Origin of the sequence: Streptomyces sp. NPDC008150, from assembly GCF_042956945.1 — a bacterium.
Lineage (GTDB): Bacteria > Actinomycetota > Actinomycetes > Streptomycetales > Streptomycetaceae > Streptomyces.
On the sequence record NZ_JBIBHJ010000019.1, the window covers coordinates 90,008 to 106,578 of the forward strand.

10 protein-coding genes and 1 pseudogene are annotated in these 16,571 nt (G+C 71.8%); 4 read left to right on the top strand and 7 right to left on the bottom strand.

What is annotated here, in order from left to right:
- Positions 1-295: 295 nt before the first annotated feature.
- Positions 296-1,708: an amidohydrolase gene (locus ACFZA0_RS33845; RefSeq protein WP_391024107.1), complete on the bottom strand. Its 1,413-nt coding sequence runs from the start codon at positions 1,706-1,708 to the stop codon at positions 296-298.
- 207 nt (positions 1,709-1,915) lie between these two features.
- Entirely contained in the window at positions 1,916-3,322 is a 1,407-nt protein-coding gene (locus ACFZA0_RS33850) for an MFS transporter (protein ID WP_391024109.1), read from the bottom strand.
- A gap of 194 nt (positions 3,323-3,516) precedes the next feature.
- On the opposite strand from ACFZA0_RS33850, the gene ACFZA0_RS33855 reads away from it, so the two are divergent.
- The gene (locus tag ACFZA0_RS33855; protein ID WP_391024111.1) at positions 3,517-4,551 is read left to right on the top strand and encodes an AsnC family transcriptional regulator; all 1,035 of its coding nucleotides are present in this window, start codon (positions 3,517-3,519) and stop codon (positions 4,549-4,551) included.
- A gap of 667 nt (positions 4,552-5,218) precedes the next feature.
- On the opposite strand, the gene ACFZA0_RS33860 is transcribed toward ACFZA0_RS33855, so the two are convergent.
- Positions 5,219-6,250, bottom strand: coding sequence for a glycosyltransferase 87 family protein (locus ACFZA0_RS33860; protein ID WP_391024113.1), 1,032 nt, complete (start codon positions 6,248-6,250; stop codon positions 5,219-5,221).
- Between the two features lie 572 nt (positions 6,251-6,822).
- Here ACFZA0_RS33860 and ACFZA0_RS33865 point away from each other — a divergent pair.
- Positions 6,823-9,168, top strand: coding sequence for a helix-turn-helix domain-containing protein (locus ACFZA0_RS33865; protein WP_391024115.1), 2,346 nt, complete (start codon positions 6,823-6,825; stop codon positions 9,166-9,168).
- 882 nt (positions 9,169-10,050) lie between these two features.
- Here the strand turns inward: ACFZA0_RS33865 and ACFZA0_RS33870 are convergent.
- The 3 genes and pseudogenes from ACFZA0_RS33870 to ACFZA0_RS33880 form a co-directional block, all read right to left on the bottom strand.
- A pseudogene (locus ACFZA0_RS33870) lies at positions 10,051-10,898 on the bottom strand (aldo/keto reductase).
- A gap of 39 nt (positions 10,899-10,937) precedes the next feature.
- The gene (locus ACFZA0_RS33875) at positions 10,938-11,966 is read right to left on the bottom strand and encodes a zinc-binding dehydrogenase (RefSeq protein ID WP_391024117.1); all 1,029 of its coding nucleotides are present in this window, start codon (positions 11,964-11,966) and stop codon (positions 10,938-10,940) included.
- A 40-nt stretch (positions 11,967-12,006) separates the two neighbouring features.
- Complete coding sequence (locus ACFZA0_RS33880; protein ID WP_391024119.1) at positions 12,007-12,984, bottom strand: aldo/keto reductase; 978 nt, start codon at positions 12,982-12,984, stop codon at positions 12,007-12,009.
- Between the two features lie 216 nt (positions 12,985-13,200).
- Here ACFZA0_RS33880 and ACFZA0_RS33885 point away from each other — a divergent pair, with 216 nt between their 5' ends.
- Positions 13,201-14,103, top strand: a complete 903-nt coding sequence (locus tag ACFZA0_RS33885; protein ID WP_391024121.1) for a helix-turn-helix domain-containing protein — start codon at positions 13,201-13,203, stop codon at positions 14,101-14,103.
- Between the two features lie 649 nt (positions 14,104-14,752).
- Here ACFZA0_RS33885 and ACFZA0_RS33890 read toward each other — a convergent pair.
- Positions 14,753-15,820, bottom strand: coding sequence for an amidohydrolase family protein (locus tag ACFZA0_RS33890; protein ID WP_391024123.1), 1,068 nt, complete (start codon positions 15,818-15,820; stop codon positions 14,753-14,755).
- Positions 15,821-15,887: 67 nt separating this feature from the next.
- Between ACFZA0_RS33890 and ACFZA0_RS33895 the strand changes: the two genes are divergently transcribed.
- The gene (locus ACFZA0_RS33895) at positions 15,888-16,406 is read left to right on the top strand and encodes a MarR family transcriptional regulator (RefSeq protein WP_391024125.1); all 519 of its coding nucleotides are present in this window, start codon (positions 15,888-15,890) and stop codon (positions 16,404-16,406) included.
- Positions 16,407-16,571 lie beyond the last annotated feature (165 nt).

Sequence of the window (16,571 nt, forward strand, 5' to 3'; positions counted from 1 at the left end):
GGCCGGCCGGGTCTTCCGCCGCAGGCGATGGCGGACGCTCAGCGGTCGTCCCCTCCCCCGCCGACGGTAGCCCTCCCGACGGGAGACAGGCCCACAACAGCCGCACCACGGCAACCCCAGACTCATGGCCTCACGGCCCCGCGGACTCCCGGCGGCCGACGGCTGACGGCCGTCGGCCAACTCATGGGCGCGCTACCGTGTTTGAGCGCTCAAGGCGTTGCCGTGCGACCGCAGCCGCTGGTCGAGGACGGCGAGAGCCGTGCGGGTGACAGGCCAGGTCCGGCGGGTGACAGGACTACTGCTGGGCGGCGGCAGGCCAGGTGCGGGTGCCGCTGAGCGAGTCGTGGAGCGCGACGAACTCCTCGCGGCCGATCTTGGGACCGCTCTCCTCGATGACGCGCCGGGCCTGCGTCGCGCCGTCCACCAGCAGGTCGACCACGGTCATCGCCATCAGTTTGGCGGGGACGACCGCCGCAGCGTAGTGGTCCTCCGTCCAGAACTCCGGTCCGTGCGCGGCCCCGTCGCGGCCGGACGAGGCGAAGGGCTGCACCACCGGCATGACGTACCCGAGGTCGCCCATGTCCGTGGAACCACCGAAGTTGCCGCTGACCAGCGCGCAGTCGTCCTCGCCGACGAGCTCGCAGCCGTTGGCGTGGGCCAGTTCCGCGAGAGGGCCGTCGTTGCGGAAGGGCAGGAAGGCGACGCCGGTCGTGATCTCCACGTCGGCGCCCATGGCCAGTGCGGCCCCGCGCAGCGCCTGGTCGATGCGGTCGGAGGCGTCGCGCATCGCCTCCACGTTCGCGGCGCGGATGAGCATCTCCATCTCGGTGCGGGCGGGGATCGCGCTCACCGAGTCACCGGACTTGGTGATCAGGTGATGCACCCGGACGCTGTCCTCGTCCTTGAAGAACTCGCGGTGCGCGTCTATCGCGGCGACGGCGATCGTGGCCGCCTTGTAGGAGCTGATACCGAGCCAGGGAGTACCGCCGGCGTGGGCCGAACGACCGGTGAAGCGGACCCGCTTGACCAGGGAGCCGTTGCCCTCGCCGCCGACACCGATCGCCGGGCTTGCGGCACCGGCGTGGGTGAGCAGCGCCATGTCGACGTCGTCGAACTCCCCGAGCCGGATCAGTTCCGCCTTGCCGGCGGTGTGGTGCAGTTCCCCGTCGTCGACCAGCCCGAGGCGCCACTGGACCTGGACGCATTCCTCGGCCGGAACGGCGAAGAGGACGACGTCGCCGTCGAGCCGGTCCATCACCGCGCGCAGCCCGAGACCCGCGCCGACCATGGAGGCGATCTGGGCGTTGTGCCCGCAGGCGTGCGCGGCCCCCGTCTCGGGATCTCCGTGTGGGTGCCCGGGTATCACCAGGGCGTCCAGCTCGCCCAGCACCGCTGCCGTCACGCCCGAACTACGGCCCTTCATACGGGTCTTGACGCCGGTACGGGCGAGCCCGGTCACCGGTTCGAGGCCCATCCCGCGCAACTGCTCGGCGACGACCGCGGCGGTACGGGTTTCCCGGTAGCCGGTCTCGGGGTGGCGCATGATGTCGTCACTCAGTGCCGTGATGTGGTCTGCCCAGTGGTCGATCTCGGCGCACACCTCGGCCTTGAGCTTCGCCCGGAGTTCCGCCGGGTCACTCGCCGGACCACCGTCCGTGCGGGCCTCGTTGTGGGTGTCACTGCCGGTGGCCTTGATGCTGTCGGTCATGTGTTTCCTCTTCTGCGATGTGCGTTGCGGGTGTGTGTCCGCGCCCGGCTCTCACGTGTGGCGGTAGACCGGTGTGTGAACCGGGTGTGCGGACAGGGGTGTGCGCAATGGGTAGGGGCGCGCAGGTGGGGTGAGTACTGGTGGGTGGGTACTCGTGCCTTTAGGCGAGGCCAACGGGATTGGCGGGGAAGGGAGTTCGGTGCGGCGTCAGGCTGTCGCCGGCTCCGGCAGTGCCCGTGACGCGGCCGGCTCCCCGGCGGGTGTGCGGCCGGCGACGAGGGTCAGACAGGCGGCCAGCAGACAGGCTGCGGCGCACAGCCACAGCACCACGACGTAGGCGCTCTCGCTGGGCACGGCGGATCCCGTGAGGACCATGGAGGACAGCACCGCGGCGAAGATCGCACCGGCGATCGAACCGCCCACGGTACGAAGCGTGTTGTACAGGCCGGCGTTGATGCCGCTCTCGGTCTCGGTGGAGCGTTCCAGGATGGCGGCCGGAAGGGCGGCGATCGCCGCGCCGTTGCCCACGCCCATGACGATCGTGCCGATCAGGTACTCGGGCCGGGTGTCGTGCCACACCGCCAGGACGGCGAAGCCGGCGGCGGTGACCGCGAGGGACCCGAACAGCGTGGCACGGTGGCCGACCGTCCTTCCGACCCGGTTCATCAGGGCGGCTCCGACCAGGGCGGCGATGCCCGTCGGCAGCATGTACCAGCCCAACTGGTCCGTGCTGATGCCCAGCCCGTAGCCGAGCTGCTTCGGCGGGCTGGCGACGAAGGTGATCAGGGCCGTCTGCGACCCGAACGATGCGGCGCCGATCAGCGCGGCGGCCAGGAAGAGCACCAGCATCCGGGGCTGCCCCAGACGCCGTACGTCCACCGCGGGCTCGGGCGTCCCGCGCTCGTGCTTGACGAAGAACGCCAGCAGCGCCGCCGCGAGGACGAACAGCCCGATCGTCCGTGCGGAGCCCCAGCCCCAGGCCGGGCCGCGGCCGACTCCGAGCAGGAGCGCGATCAGGAACAGGCACAGTGCCGCCGTACCGGCCCAGTCGATGCCCGCCTTCGCCCTGCGGGTGGACTCCGGGACGAAGAAGAAGGGCACCGCGAGGACGAGCACCGTGGCCACGGCCGGTACCCAGAGCACCTGCGTGAGTCCGTCGAGCGCGCGGGACAGTTCGGAGGCGACGACCAGACCCAGTGACACTCCGGTGGTCAGTGCCCCGATGAGGATGCCGATGCCGGCGCGGGCCTGGGCAGGTTCGAGCTGGTCCCGGACGAGTGCCATCTCCAGCGGCAGCAGCGCCAGCAGCCCCGCCTGGAGCACCCGGCCCGCCAGCAGAGTGCCGAAGCCCGGCGCCATCGCGACCGCGACGGTGCCGACGGCGAACAGGGTGGCGGCCACCCGGAGCAGGCGGCGGTGTCCGTGGATGTCCCCCAGGCGCCCGAGCAGCGGGACCCAGATCGCGGCGGACACGTAGAACAGGGTGTTGACCCAGGTCAGGGCCGAGGCGGACACGTCGTAGTGAGCGCCGAGGGCGGGGGTGAGCGTGGCCATCATCCCCTGGACGATGCCGCTGACGAGTTCCACTCCGACCAGCAGTCCGACGACTTTCATCGCTGAGGACGTGACGGCCGGACCATCGTCCCTGCCGGGCCTGGCGGGGTCGCCGGACCGGGGCGGGGACGCCGAGAGAGAAGGCTCCATGGCTGGCTCCAATGGATCGCTGGGGCGCTGAGATTGACAGAAGCTAGCCACCGGGTGTTGTTTTCCCGTATCACCGCAGGATCCTGTCGAGGAGGGGCCGTCGAATGCAGATCTCTGCCGACCTGGACGAAACGGACCTCCAGCTGATCAACGCGTTGCAGATCTCCCCGCGTGCCCCATGGGCCGTGGTGGCGAAGGCACTTGGCACGGACGCGGTGACCGTCGCCCGGCGCTGGCAGCGGATCTCCGACAAGGGCCTTGCCTGGGTCACCGGCTATCCCGGCACGTTGGACGACAGCGTCAGCGCCGTGGTCGAGGTCGAATGCGAGGCATCCACCACCGACACCGTGGCGGGCGCCGTGGCCCAGGACCCGGAGGCGATCACCGTCGAGGAGACGGCGGGCGGCCGGGACCTGCTGGTGACCGTCACCGCTCCCGACCTTGCCCGCCTCGTCGCATACGTCACCGGCCGCCTGCGGCGGCTGCCCGGCGTACGCGCGACGCGGACCAACCTCTTCACCCAGGGGTTCACCGAGGGAGCACGCTGGCGGCTGGGCGCGCTCGACAGCGAGGGCCGCCGGGTGATCGCCGCCGCGCCGAACAGCCCGATCCCGTCGACGTGGTCACCGGGCCTGCGCGACGAACTGGACCGCAGGATCACCGTCGAACTCAGCCGCGACGGCCGAGTGACGGCCACCGAACTCTCCGCGCGGTTCGGCATCGGGACGAGCACCGCGGCCCGCAGGCTCCGCCGGCTCGTCGCGACCCGCTCCGTCCTCCTGCGGTGCGAGGTGGCGCGCAGCGCGGTGGGCCGCCCGGTGACCGCCTCGCTGTGGGCGTCGACCCGCCCCGGAGACCTGGCGCTCGCGGGCAGGGCCCTGGCCCGGATGCCGCAGGTACGGCTGGCCGCGGCGGTGGCCGGCCCGAGCAACCTGTTCTGCATCGCCTGGCTCTCCTCGCTGCGTGAACTCCCCGGTTTCGAAAGGGACATCACCCAACGGGCACCCGAACTCAACATCGTGGACCGGGCGGTCACCATCCGACCGATCAAGCACAGTGCGCGACTGCTCGACCGGGACGGCCGCGCGGTCACCGCCGTGCCGGCCGACCTGTGGACCCGGCAGTCGGCCAACTGCTGATCGCCGAGGCGTTCCCGGCCGGCAGGCGGAAGCCGCCCGCTCCGAAAGATCCCGGGCCGTCGAGACCACCGCGTCCGCGCCATCCATGCACACGGCCCACGCTCGGACCGCACCGGTGCGGCGTTCTCAACATGGGTGCCAGGCAACGCAGTTGACGGCCGTCGCACAGATGACGCGATGCAGCGGGCTTCCTACCGGCCAGACGGGCGGACCGAACGGGTCAGCCGGCAGCCAGGGACAGAGCGGTGCCCGCTCGGCGGGCGGCGCTCGGCTCTCGGCCTCTCGGCGGGGGCCCGGGTCTCCCGCGTGATCCACACCGGGTCCTCGTCCGCCGTGAAGTGCCCGCAGGACACCGTCCGGTGGCCCCCTCGGACGGGGACCACCGGAGCCCCGGGAGGCGAGCCGGTCGCACCTCGCATCCGGCGACGGGCGTGCGGGCGGCGATGGTGTCCCGCCGAGGGGGTAGCCGATCACGCCGGCGGATTCCCGTGGGTAGGGGCCCGAATCACCTTCGCCGGAGGCCCGGTTGGGGCGCGGCGGGCCGGGACCGGGGGTGATCACGCCACGCCCCGCAGCGGCACGTACCGCCCGGCCCGGAGGCGGCGACAGCCGAGCACGATCGGCTGCACCACGACGGGTCGCACGCCCGGGGTGGCTTCGACCGGTTTCAGAGCCGCTCCACGACCGGGTGCGGCACAGGGCTGCTGGTGCCCTGGTCCGGCGTCAGGTCCGGGGCGGGTTGCGGGCCGGCCAGGGTGGTGCAGCGGGCCCAGATCAGAAGGGTGAGGGGGTAGACGGCATAGCCGATGCGGGTTGCCGGGGACAGCAGGATGGCGATGGTCAGGCCGAGCGCGAGCCGGTGGGCGGCGGCCGCCGCGGTCCTCGGCGGCTGAACGACGAGCGACATGGCTGTGGCCATGGCGCCGACGCCTATCAGCGCCACGGCGATGCTCTTGCCGTGAGGCAGCACGGCGGACAGGAGGGCGCCCAGGAGCGGACTGGCGGCGGTCGAGACCGTATCGCTCAGTCCGAAGGGATAGAGCACCGCGTTGTCGAGGAAGGCGTGCGGGTCGGCCAGGAGCGGCGGCACGACCACCAACGCCACCATGGCGACCGCCACCGCGGCGGCCGTCCTGGCCGCGCGTGGTCCCCTGGTCACGGCCAGCAGGACGACGACGACCGGTATGGCCGGCCACGCGGTCCACTTCAGAATGGCTGCCGCTCCCAGTGCCAGACCCGCACCCACAGAACGGCCCCGGTGCGCGTATGCCAGAGCCAGCAGAACGAAGGCGACGACCACGGGATCAATCCCGCCTATGGCCAGCGGCAGCGCAACCACGGGGCAGGCCGCGATCCATGCCGCCCCCGTCACCGCCGTGCGTCGGGCCTGCGGCCGGCCCTTGACCAGCACGGCCACGGCTGCGGCCAGCGCGGCGACGAACCCGGCCAGGCACCACAGGCGGGCACTGGCGAACACCGCCCCGCCGAACAGCGCGTGGGGGAGCCCGAACAGGGCCATGCCGGGCAGGTAGGGGTTGAAGTCGGGCACCGCGACCGGATGCGAGAGGTAAGGGGTACCGGTCTCCAGGAAGTGCTGGGCGGACCGTTCGACGACGCCGACCTCCATCTGTTGCAGGTGCACGGCGGTCAGCCACACCAGCGGGACCGCCAGCGCGCCGACGACGCCGATCAGGGCCACCGCACGGGACCACCGGACACGGGACCCCAGCGACACCAGGGCGGCACAGGCATACCCGACAGCAGCGGCAAGTCCCCACCGGTGCTGCGATGTGTTCGATGCGGAGGCAAGCCCCACGCCCAGGGCCATCATGGAACTCGCCGCCAACGCCCACAGGTCCCACCGGCGGACAGCCACGTCGGAGAGGCGACCCGGACGTTGACGGGAAGCATCGGGGAATCTTGATATATGCATGTAAAAGGGCCTTGGCTAGGAAGTCGTCCGCGCAAGTGAACAGACGCGCGGCAACCGGTTGGATGCGCCGGCGAACCGGGCGCCCGCCGTCGGTGGCCGGCGCGGCACCCCGCGGAACGTGAGGCACGTTTCCGTGCATGCCGCCGATCCGCGTCCTGAGGTCCGCCCCCGCACAGGAGCGCAGAGGTCCGCGCCCGACACACCTCATCCAACGCAGTGCAGGTCGGGGGGACCAGGAAGTTCGACCGGCAGGTGGAAGGGCCCCATACTTCTGCCGGTGGCTACTTCCAGTAGGTGCGCCATTGCGGCCGTGCCGCGGGACCAGGGGGATCACAGCTGTGAGCGACAGCAAGTTCGGCGAGCGGCTGTACACACTGCGCACCGGAGCGGGCATCAGCCAGGAGCAGTTGGCGCAGCGGGCCGGGATCAGTGTGCGGGCGCTGTCGGACATGGAGCGCGGGCGGACGCGGGGGCCGCGGCAGCGCACGGTGGAGGCTCTGGTGGCGGCCTTGGGGGTGGACGGCGTTGTGGGCCACGAGTTGGAGGACGCCGCCCGGTCGGGTCGTCCGCGGTCCGTCGGCGGGGCGGGGCCCAGGCCCGCGGCCGCGACGGGGCCAGGCGCGGGGGTGGCGGCTGGGCACGGGCTGGCGTTGCCCCGTGATCTCAGTGACTTCACCGCCCGCGGCCCCGCCCTGGCCGGGCTGCGGGTCCTGGTCGAGCACCTCGATCCCGCCCGCCCGCCGGTCGCCGTGATCTGCGGGCAGCCCGGGCTGGGCAAGACAGCCTTCGCCGTGCACGCCGCCCATGTTCTGGCGCCGAGTTTCCCGGACGGCCAGTACGCCGTCGACCTGCGCGGCATGGACCCGAAGCCCGTACCACCGCGCGAGGTGCTCGCCCGGCTCCTGTACGCACTCGGTGTGGCCGAGACCGCTGTCCCGGCCGCCACCGACGAGCGCAGCGGTCTGCTGCGCTCGGTGCTGCGCGAACGCCGGGTGCTCCTCCTTTTGGACAACGCGGCAGACGAGGACCAGGTCCGTCCCCTGCTGCCCGGCCACGGCGCCTGTCTGACCCTGGTCACCAGTCGCCGCTCGCTGGCCGGCCTGGAAGCAGTCCACCGCACGGAGCTGGCGCTGCTGCGCCGGGAGGAAGCGGTCGAACTCCTCACCCGCGTCATAGGGTCGGAGCGGGTCGAGCGGGAGACACAGGCCGCCCGCGACCTCGCGGAACTCTGCGGGTACCTGCCCTTGGCGGTGCGCATCGCCGCCCAGCGGCTGGCCTCCCGGCCCGGCGAGACCCTGGCCAAGCTCGTCACCCAGCTCACCGCTCACGGGGACCGCCTGGACACCCTCCAGGCAGGGTCCCTGCGGATACGGTCCGCCTTCACCCTGTCCTACCGACAGCTCAGCCCAGTCGCCCGCACCGTCTTCCGCCGCGCCTCACTCGCCTGCGGCCCCGACTTCAGCCCCACCACCGCAGCCCTGCTGGCAGGCATACCCCCGCGCCAGGCCGCGCGCTGCCTGGAACGCCTGACCGACGCCGGGCTGCTCCAGCCCCACTCCACCGCCGATCGCTACCGCTTCCACGACCTCCTGCGCCTGTTCGCCGCCGAACAACTGGTCGCGGATGACGATCCCGCCCAGATCGCCGCCGCCCAGGACCGGGCCGCCCACTGGATCCTGCGCCGGGCCACCGTCGCCGCACTGCGCTTCGATGCCGACCGCCACCAGGACGCACCAGACGGCGACCCCGACCCGGCCACCGCACCCACCGACCGCGAGCAGGCCCGGATCTGGCTGGAAGCCGAGCGGCCCCAGTGGCTGGCCGCCCTGGCCCAGGCCCAGGCGGCAGGCCGACACCAGCAGGTCATCGACGCCGCCGAAGCGATGCACTGGTTCTCCGACATGACAGCGCACTGGGAGCTGTGGGCGGAGGTGTTCCAGCGGGCCGTCGACTCCGCCCGCGCGCTCGGCAGCAGGCGCGACGAGGCCGTCCACCTCAACTTCCTCGCCTGGGCCTGCAACTTCTGCATCCACGACCACCCCGCCGCCCTGGCCGCCGCGCAGGCCGCCCTGGCGGCGGCACGCGACGCCGGAGACCAGCTCCAAGCGGGATGGGCCCTGGGCTACGCGGCAGGAGCACTCCGCCGGCTCGGACGGACCGAGGAGTCCCTCGTCCAGCTGTACGAAGCAGCCGCCTGTCTCAGCAACCATCCGGACGCGCAGGTCCGCCTCGCCGAACTCACCATTCTCAACACCCTGGGCCAGCACCTGCGCCACGCCAACCGCACGGACGAGGCCCTGGTCATCCACCGGCGCAGCGAAGCTCTCTGCCTCGCCGGAGTGCCGGGGAAGTCGCACGACCTCGTCGCCTTCTACCTGGCGCTGACCCGCCATCACCTCGGCAGCGACCTCATGGCCCTCGGGCGATGGGGTCAGGCCGAATCGCCTCTGCGTTCCGCCCTGGCCCACTTCGAGGCAGGCCGGGTGCCTGCCTGGAGCGAACCCGTCCGCCTCGACCTCGGCATCACCCTGCGCCACCTCAACCGCCACAAGGAGGCCCGCGCGACGTTGACCACGGCCCACCTCGCCCTCGTCGGGCTGAACAATCCCCGCCGGCGCGAAGCCGCCGACGAGCTGAGGCAAGTCGCCGCGGGGCTCGGCGTCGCCGGCCAGTCGGTCGGCTGAGACACCCGGTTCTTCCAGATGCGAGCGCGGCCCGCATCGTGGAACCGGTGTCCCGCGACGGCGCTCGGTTCCTCCGACGAACATGTGGTCCGGTGGCCGGGGCTCATCGCGTGAGCAGGACGCAATTGCCAAGGAGATCGCGGTCGGCCCTGCCGAACATCCGGCGCTGCAGCGGCGGTTGCCTGCCCGGCACCCGCCTGCCCCTAACGGGCTGAGCCATAGGTGGAGAGGGGCGGGGGACCCAGCGCCCCGACATCAATCGTTCAGGTTCGGTTGCCCGCCGCGACCGGGAGATGGCGAGATCGACGGTTCCGGCTCGGGTGTCCCACTCGCGTGGGCGGTAGCCGTTCCGGTGGTTGCCGCGTTCGTCGCTGACCCCTACACCACTCCCCTGACGCGACCTTCCACGTGTGCGTCCTGGGCTACGGCCGGGTGGTTTCACCGAGCGCGGCCCGGCGGCCGGTTCGGTCACGACGCACACCGGCCGGCGGGCACGGGCCCGACGAGCCGCAGGGTTCTCCCTCCCCATGACCGCCGCGTCCGTGAACGATGCCGTCCCCGCTCGGCGGCCAGGCCATCGTGCCGCCGACGACAGGGGACACAGGCTGCGGGGGCCGCTCAGCGGGACGGGAACTTCCCGCCGAACAGTCCCTGGAAGGACGCGAGTTCGGACTGGAGTGCGGCAGGCACGCCGATGGTCCCGTCGCTCCCCGCCTTCGCGTCGCCGGAGGCCCGCCGTGTTCTCGCGGAAGGACAGCGGGTTCCGCACGCCCGCGCAGCCGCCGGCCGTCGAGGCGCGGGCCGGCGGTTCCGCGGTCTCCGCCGCGGAGGTCTCCCGGCGCTCGCCGCCCCCGCCGCCCCCGCCGCCGCACCGTACGGTGCTCAGCCGTCCAGGCGGCGCCCCGCGAGCCAGGTGACCATCTCGGGGTCGTGGTGGTCGAAGAACAGGGAGCCGCCGGTGTCCAGGGCGGCGATCCGGGCCATCTGCTCGTCGGTGAGCCGGAAGTCGAAGACGTCGAGGTTCTCGGCCATGCGCTCGGCGCGTACGGACTTGGGGATGGCGACGACGCCGCGCTGAGTGAGCCAGCGCAGCACGACCTGGGCGACGGACTTGCCGTACTGCTCGCCGATCTCGGCGAGGAGCGGGTTGGTGAACAGGTCGTTCTTGCCTTCGGCGAAGCCGCCCCAGGACTGGATCTGCACCCCGTGCTCGCGCATGAGGTCCTGGTAGTCGGCACGCTGGAAGAAGGGGTGGGTCTCGATCTGGTTGACGGCCGGGGTGATCTCGTTGTTGAGGATCAGGTCGATCAGCCGGTCGGGGTAGAAGTTGGCGACACCGATCGCTTTGACCACGCCCTCGGCGTTGAGTGCCTCCATGGCACGCCACTGGCCGTAGACGTCGCCGTAGGGCTGGTGCATCAGGTACAGGTCGAGGTAGTCCAGTCCCAGCCTGTTCAGCGAGGTGGCGAACGCGCGGCGGGTGTTCTCCTGGGCGGAGGCGTCCTGAACCCACAGCTTGGTGGTGACGAACAGGTCCTCGCGGGCGATGCCGCTGGACTTGCGCGGCCCACGGCTTCCTCGTTGCCGTAGGCGGCGGCGGTGTCCAGCAGGCGGTAGCCGGCGGCCAGTGCTTCGGAGACGGCCCGCTCGGTGTCCTCGGCGGGGATCTGGTAGACGCCGAAGCCGAGCAGCGGCATCTTGACGCCGTTGTTCAAGGTCACGTGCTGCATGGGGGGAAGTCCTTGTCTGTTCTTCGGGACGGCCGGTGGTCAGGGGCGGATGAGTGCCTTGAGGACCTCGCGGTCGGCCATGGCCCGGTAGGCGTGCGGAGCCCGATCGAGGGGGAAGGTGCGGTCGAAGACGCGGCCGGGGGTGATGGTGCCGTCCAGGACGTCGGGCAGCAGCTCTTCGACATAGGCACGGGCAGGGCTGGCGCCGCCGGTCAGGGTGATGTTGCGCATGAACTCCGCCGGACCGATCGGACCCTGCTCGTACTGCGGGACGCCCAGGCGGCTGATGGTGCCGCCGTCCAGGACCGCGCCCAGTGCGGTGTCCAGGGCCTGCCGGGTGCCCACGGCCTCGATGACCTTGTCCACGCCGCCGGTCAGCTCGCGGACGCGGGCGACGCCCTCCTCGCCGCGCTCGGCGACCACGTCGGTGGCGCCGAACTCGCGGCCCAGATCGGTGCGGGCTTCGTGGCGGCCGGCGAGCACGATCTGCTCGGCGCCGAGCCGCTTCGCGGCGATCACCGCGCACAGGCCGACCGCGCCGTCGCCGACGATCAGCACCGCGTCGCCGCGGCCGACGCCGGCGGTGACCGCGCCGTGGTGGCCGGTGGTCATCACGTCGGACAGCGCCAGTAGCGACGGGATCAGCGCGGAGTCGGCGGCCACCGGAAGCCTGACCAGGGTTCCGTCCGCCTGCGGGACGCGGACGGCTTCGCCCTGGCCGCCGTCGACGCCGTCGAACCCGTAGCGGCCGCCGTTGCGGCACGAGATGTGCAGGCCCTTGGCGCAGTAGTCGCAGGTGTTGTCGCTGTAGGTGAACGGCGCGACGACCAGGTCACCCGCTTTCATGCCGGTCACGTCCGCGCCGGTCTCCTCGACGACGCCCAGGAACTCATGGCCCATGGGGCGGCCGGTGGCCGTGGCGGGCATTGAGGCGTAGGGCCACAGGTCGCTGCCGCACACGCACGCGGCCACGGTGCGCACCACGGCGTCGGTCGGCTGGACGGTCTTCGGGTCGGGCCGGTCCTCGACGCGAACGTCGCCGGCTCCGTACATCACTGCTGCACGCATGGGGGTACTCCTTCGAAGGGGGTGCCGGGGGGCGGGCTGATCAGCGTTCGAGCATCCGCGCCTGGGCCTCGGTGTGGGTGTCGCCGGCGGCGGGCGGCAGGCTGGAGAGCCGGTCGAGCTGCTCGGCGGTGAGCGTGACCGCGTCGGCGGCGGTGTTCTCCTCGACCCGGCTGACACGCTTGGTGCCGGGGATGGGGGCGATGTCGTCGCCCTGAGCGAGCAGCCAGGCCAGCGCAACCTGACCGGGTGTGGCACCGGCCTCGTCGGCCAGGGCCTTGACCTCGTCGGCGAGGGCCAGGTTGCGCCGGAAGTTCTCGCCGGTGAAGCGCGGGTTGTCGCGGCGGAAGTCGTTCTCGTCGAACTGGTCGGTGGAGCGCACGGTGCCGGTCAGGAAGCCCCGGCCCAGTGGGGAGAACGGCACCAGGCCGATGTTCAGCTCCCGCAGGACGGGCAGCACGCGTTCCTCGATTCCCTGCGTGAACAGGGAGTACTCCGACTGGACCGCGGTGACGGGCTGGACGGCGTGGGCCCGGCGGATGGTGTCCGGACCGGCCTCGGAGAGCCCGAAGGCGCGGACCTTGCCCTCGGCGATCAGCTTCTTCACGGCGCCGGCGGTCTCCTCGATCGGCGTGTTCGGATCGACGCGGTGCTGGTAGTACAGGTCGATGTGGTCGGTGCCCAGCCGCCGCAGGGAGCCCTCGACGGCGGTGCGGATGTTGGCCGGGGAGGAGTCCAGGTTCCACGCCCCGTCGCCGCCGTGCGAGACCAGGCCGAACTTGGTGGCCAGCACCACCTGGTCCCGACGGCCCTTCAGCGCCTGTCCGAGCAGTTCCTCGTTGGTGTAGGGGCCGTAGATCTCCGCGGTGTCGATCAGCGTGACACCCAGCTCCAGGGCTCGGTGCACGGTCCGGATCGACTCCGCGTCATCGGTGCCGGATCCGGTGTAGCCGTGGGACATGCCCATCGCGCCCAGACCGATCCGGGAAACCTCCAGGTCACCCAGCTTGATGTACCGCATCGCTCTCTCCGCTCCGTCGTCTTTCTCCGGCCGTTTCCCACCTCGGCCACCCGTCGCGTCCTCGCTCAGCTCGGCGCTCGGACGGCCAGGGGCACAGCTCGTCATGTGTCCACCCTCGCGCTTTCAGGCCCGAGCAGGCAGGCCGGACCGTTCGGGGGTAATGACAGGGCCCCCCACGTGGCTGCCCGCGGTTCAGCGCGGTGTGACACTGAGGTCATGGCATCCCAGCACCCCACCGGCACCAGCGAGGGGGCGGAACTGGGCCGTTTCCTGCGCGCCCGCCGCACCCAGACCAGCCCGCGGCAGGCCGGGCTCACCGTGGGCACCGGCATCCGCCGCACCCCGGGACTGCGCCGCGAGGAGCTGGCCACGCTCGCCGGGATGAGCATCGACTACTACGTGCGCCTGGAGCGCGGCAAGGAGACCCGGCCGAGCCCCGCCGTCCTCGACGCACTCGCCCGCGCCCTGCGCCTGGACGACCAGGAACACCAGCACCTGCGCGAGCTCGCCGCCCGGGCCGCCCGCTACGCCCCCGAACCTCCGCCCGCGCCCAGCCGTACCGTGCGTCCGCACCTCAAGCTGCTGCTCGATTCACTGCGTCCGAATCCCGCCTACGTGATCAGCCGCAGCATGGACATGCTGGCCTGGAACCCCGGCGGCCTCGCCCTCTACGCGGGCCTGGAGGACTGGCCGGCCAAGCACCGCAACCTCGCCCGCTATCTCTTCCTCCACCCGGCAGCCCGTGATCTGTTCCCGGACTGGGACCGACAGATCACCGCCTGCGTCGCCCGGCTGCGCGCCGTCGCCGGCACCGCCCCTGACGCCCCCGATCTGACCAACCTGGTCGGAGAGCTCCTCCTGAAGAGTCCCGACTTCGCACGGCTGTGGGAACGCTACGAGGTCACCGGCCGCAAGCCCGCGCAGAAGACCTTCCAGCACCCCCGTGTCGGCACCCTCACGCTCACCTCGCAGTCCATGCAGTTGGAAGGCACCCCCGGCCAGCGCATCGGCGTCTACACCGCCGAACCCCACACCCCCGACCACGACGCCATGACGCTGCTCGACATGACCGCGCCCGCGGCCGAGCCCCGCCAGGACATCCGGCACACGTCACCCTGAGCACTGTTGTCACCCACGGTCCACGCGACACTGGATCCCGAGGGTCTGAGAACGGACATCTCGTGGTCCGACGAACTCTCGCCCGCAGTTCGGGGCGGCTGCGGTCGCGCTGTCCGCGTCGCGGCCGAAGTGACGATCGGGCCGGTCGCCGCCGAGCCGGGGACGAGTTTCGAGACGTCGCGGAACGGGGTCCGGGCGGCCGGTGCGGGCCAGCCACGGGGCAGCAGAGCCACGGCGTGGTGGCCGCCCGGACCTCTGCTCGTCCGGGTCGCGGACCCGGGGGCCGAGTCGCGGCCGTGGACCTTGAACGGGCCGTACATCGTGTCGGTACTTGGTGCGACGCGGTGCCGGCCGCCCCGCCTGCGGCTTCGTTCCGCCGTCGGCAATCAGCGGCGCGCCCAGGATGTGCGGGAAGTCGCGCGGGCCTCCGGGCACGACCGTCTGCCCGATGCCTGCGCCATGGTCGTTGACGGCGTCAGGCCACGCATGCCGCGCCTGAACCCAGAAGCGCTTCGGTGACGGGGCGGCGTCGACGGTGCGTACCCGGTGCCCGGAAGTCGGCCCGTCCACGAAGGCGCGCAGGCCCTCGCCCCGGTGACGCGCGAACGAAACGTCGGACCGGGCGTCGGTGAACCGGCGCTGCCGGAACTTACCGGACCCGCTTGCCGGCGATCCAGACGCCGTCGACGGCGCGGGTCGCGGTGATGTCGGTCGTCGGATCGCCGTCGACGAGGAGCAGGTCCGCCCGTCGTCCCGGTTCGATCACACCGCGGTCGTGGAGCGCGAACGTCTGCGCGATCATCGCCGTGGCGCTCCGGAGCGCCTCGACAGGGGTGAGCCCGGCCTCGGTCATGAGCACCAGTTCGTCGTGCAGGGACTCGCCGTGCTTGGGCGCGAAGGGGACGCCGGGCGCGGAGTTCGCGTCGGTGCCGACCAGGAGGCGGATGCCGGTCTCGTGGAACTTGGTCACCGTGTCGCGGGCGTACTCGTACTTGAGGCCCGCACCGGCCCTGGCGCCGGCGATGCCCTTCATCATCGTCAGGGTGGGAGAGGACACCATCCCGGCCTCCCGCATCCGCGCCACGGTCTCATCGTCGAGGACGGCGTCCAAGGGTGCGTGGGTGCTGATGTCGACGCCGGCCTCGACCGCGACCCGGAAGGCACCGGTGGTGATCGAGTGCGCCACGACGAGGAGATCGCGCTCGTGCGCGGCCTCGACGATGGCGTTGACGGTCGCCTGGTCCATGCCCTCCGGCGGCGCGGCCTCCGTGACGATCTTGATGTAGTCGGCGCCGTCGGCGACGCGCCGCTCGACGAAGGCATGTGCCTCCTTCGGGCTCGTGACGATGCCGTCCGCGGGGAATCCGGGCATCTTGGCGTGGTTGCCGCCGGGCCCGACCGCGGGAGTCGTCGCGCTGAGGATCTGTGCCACGTCCGCCTGTCCGCGCATCTCGGTGACGAACGGGAGCGGCCAGGCCGCCATGTCCAGGCCGGTGGTGACACCCCACTGCGCGAGGTTCGCCAGGTCGTCCCGGCCGAGGGTGTGCATGTGCGAGTCGATGAGGCCGGGCAGCAGCACCTTGCCCGCACCGTCCACCACGGCATCCGGTGCTCCGTCGGCGACGATCCGCTCCCCCTCCGCGTATACGCGTCGGGGCTCCGTCAGACCGTCACCGGTGAAGACGCGGACGCCGTCGAAAACCGTGACTGTCGCCATCAGAACCTCCTACGATATTACCTTTCTTGAAAGGTATCATGAAAGTAATCTTGGCTATCATCGGACCATGACTCCCATAGGTGCGAACGGCCTCAGCGATGAACTCCTGGCGCTGGCGCTCTCACAACACGTCGTTCGCCTGCACGGCCTGCTCGAACGAGCCATCGCCCCCGCCCTGGCGGCACAGGGCCTCACCGCCGCGGACCTCGACGTACTCGGCGCGTTGCGTGCCGGCGGCAGCCCGATTCAGCTCCGGCCCAAGGAACTGGCGGAGCGCCTGCTGCTGACCACCGGCGGGCTGAGCAATGTGCTGCGCCGACTGGAGGCCCGCGACCTCGTGTCCCGGGTCCCCGACCCCCAGGACCGGCGCAGTCACACCATGCGTCTCACCCCGGCGGGAGTCAGCATCGCCGAGGCCGTCACCACCGAGGCGACCGCGGCACTGCACGGCGCCCTGTCCGCGGTGCCGGCCGCGACGCTGCGGGACACACTCGGTCAGCTGCGGTCGGTCCTCGGCGCCATCGGCGACACTCCGCCCGCCATGCCCACGACGCGGCACGTCCAGGAGGCTCCCGAGCCGGCATAGCGGCAGGCGCCCTCTTCGGCGGCCGCGCGGGCTTCCTCGTCGAAGCTCGGCGTCCCCGCGCCGATCGTCGTGCCGTCACCGTGTCCTGCGCGCACCACGGTCTCGGCCGGCACCGACGCGAGATGCGGGAGCAGGTCCGTCGGTTCGACATCACACGCCACCGCC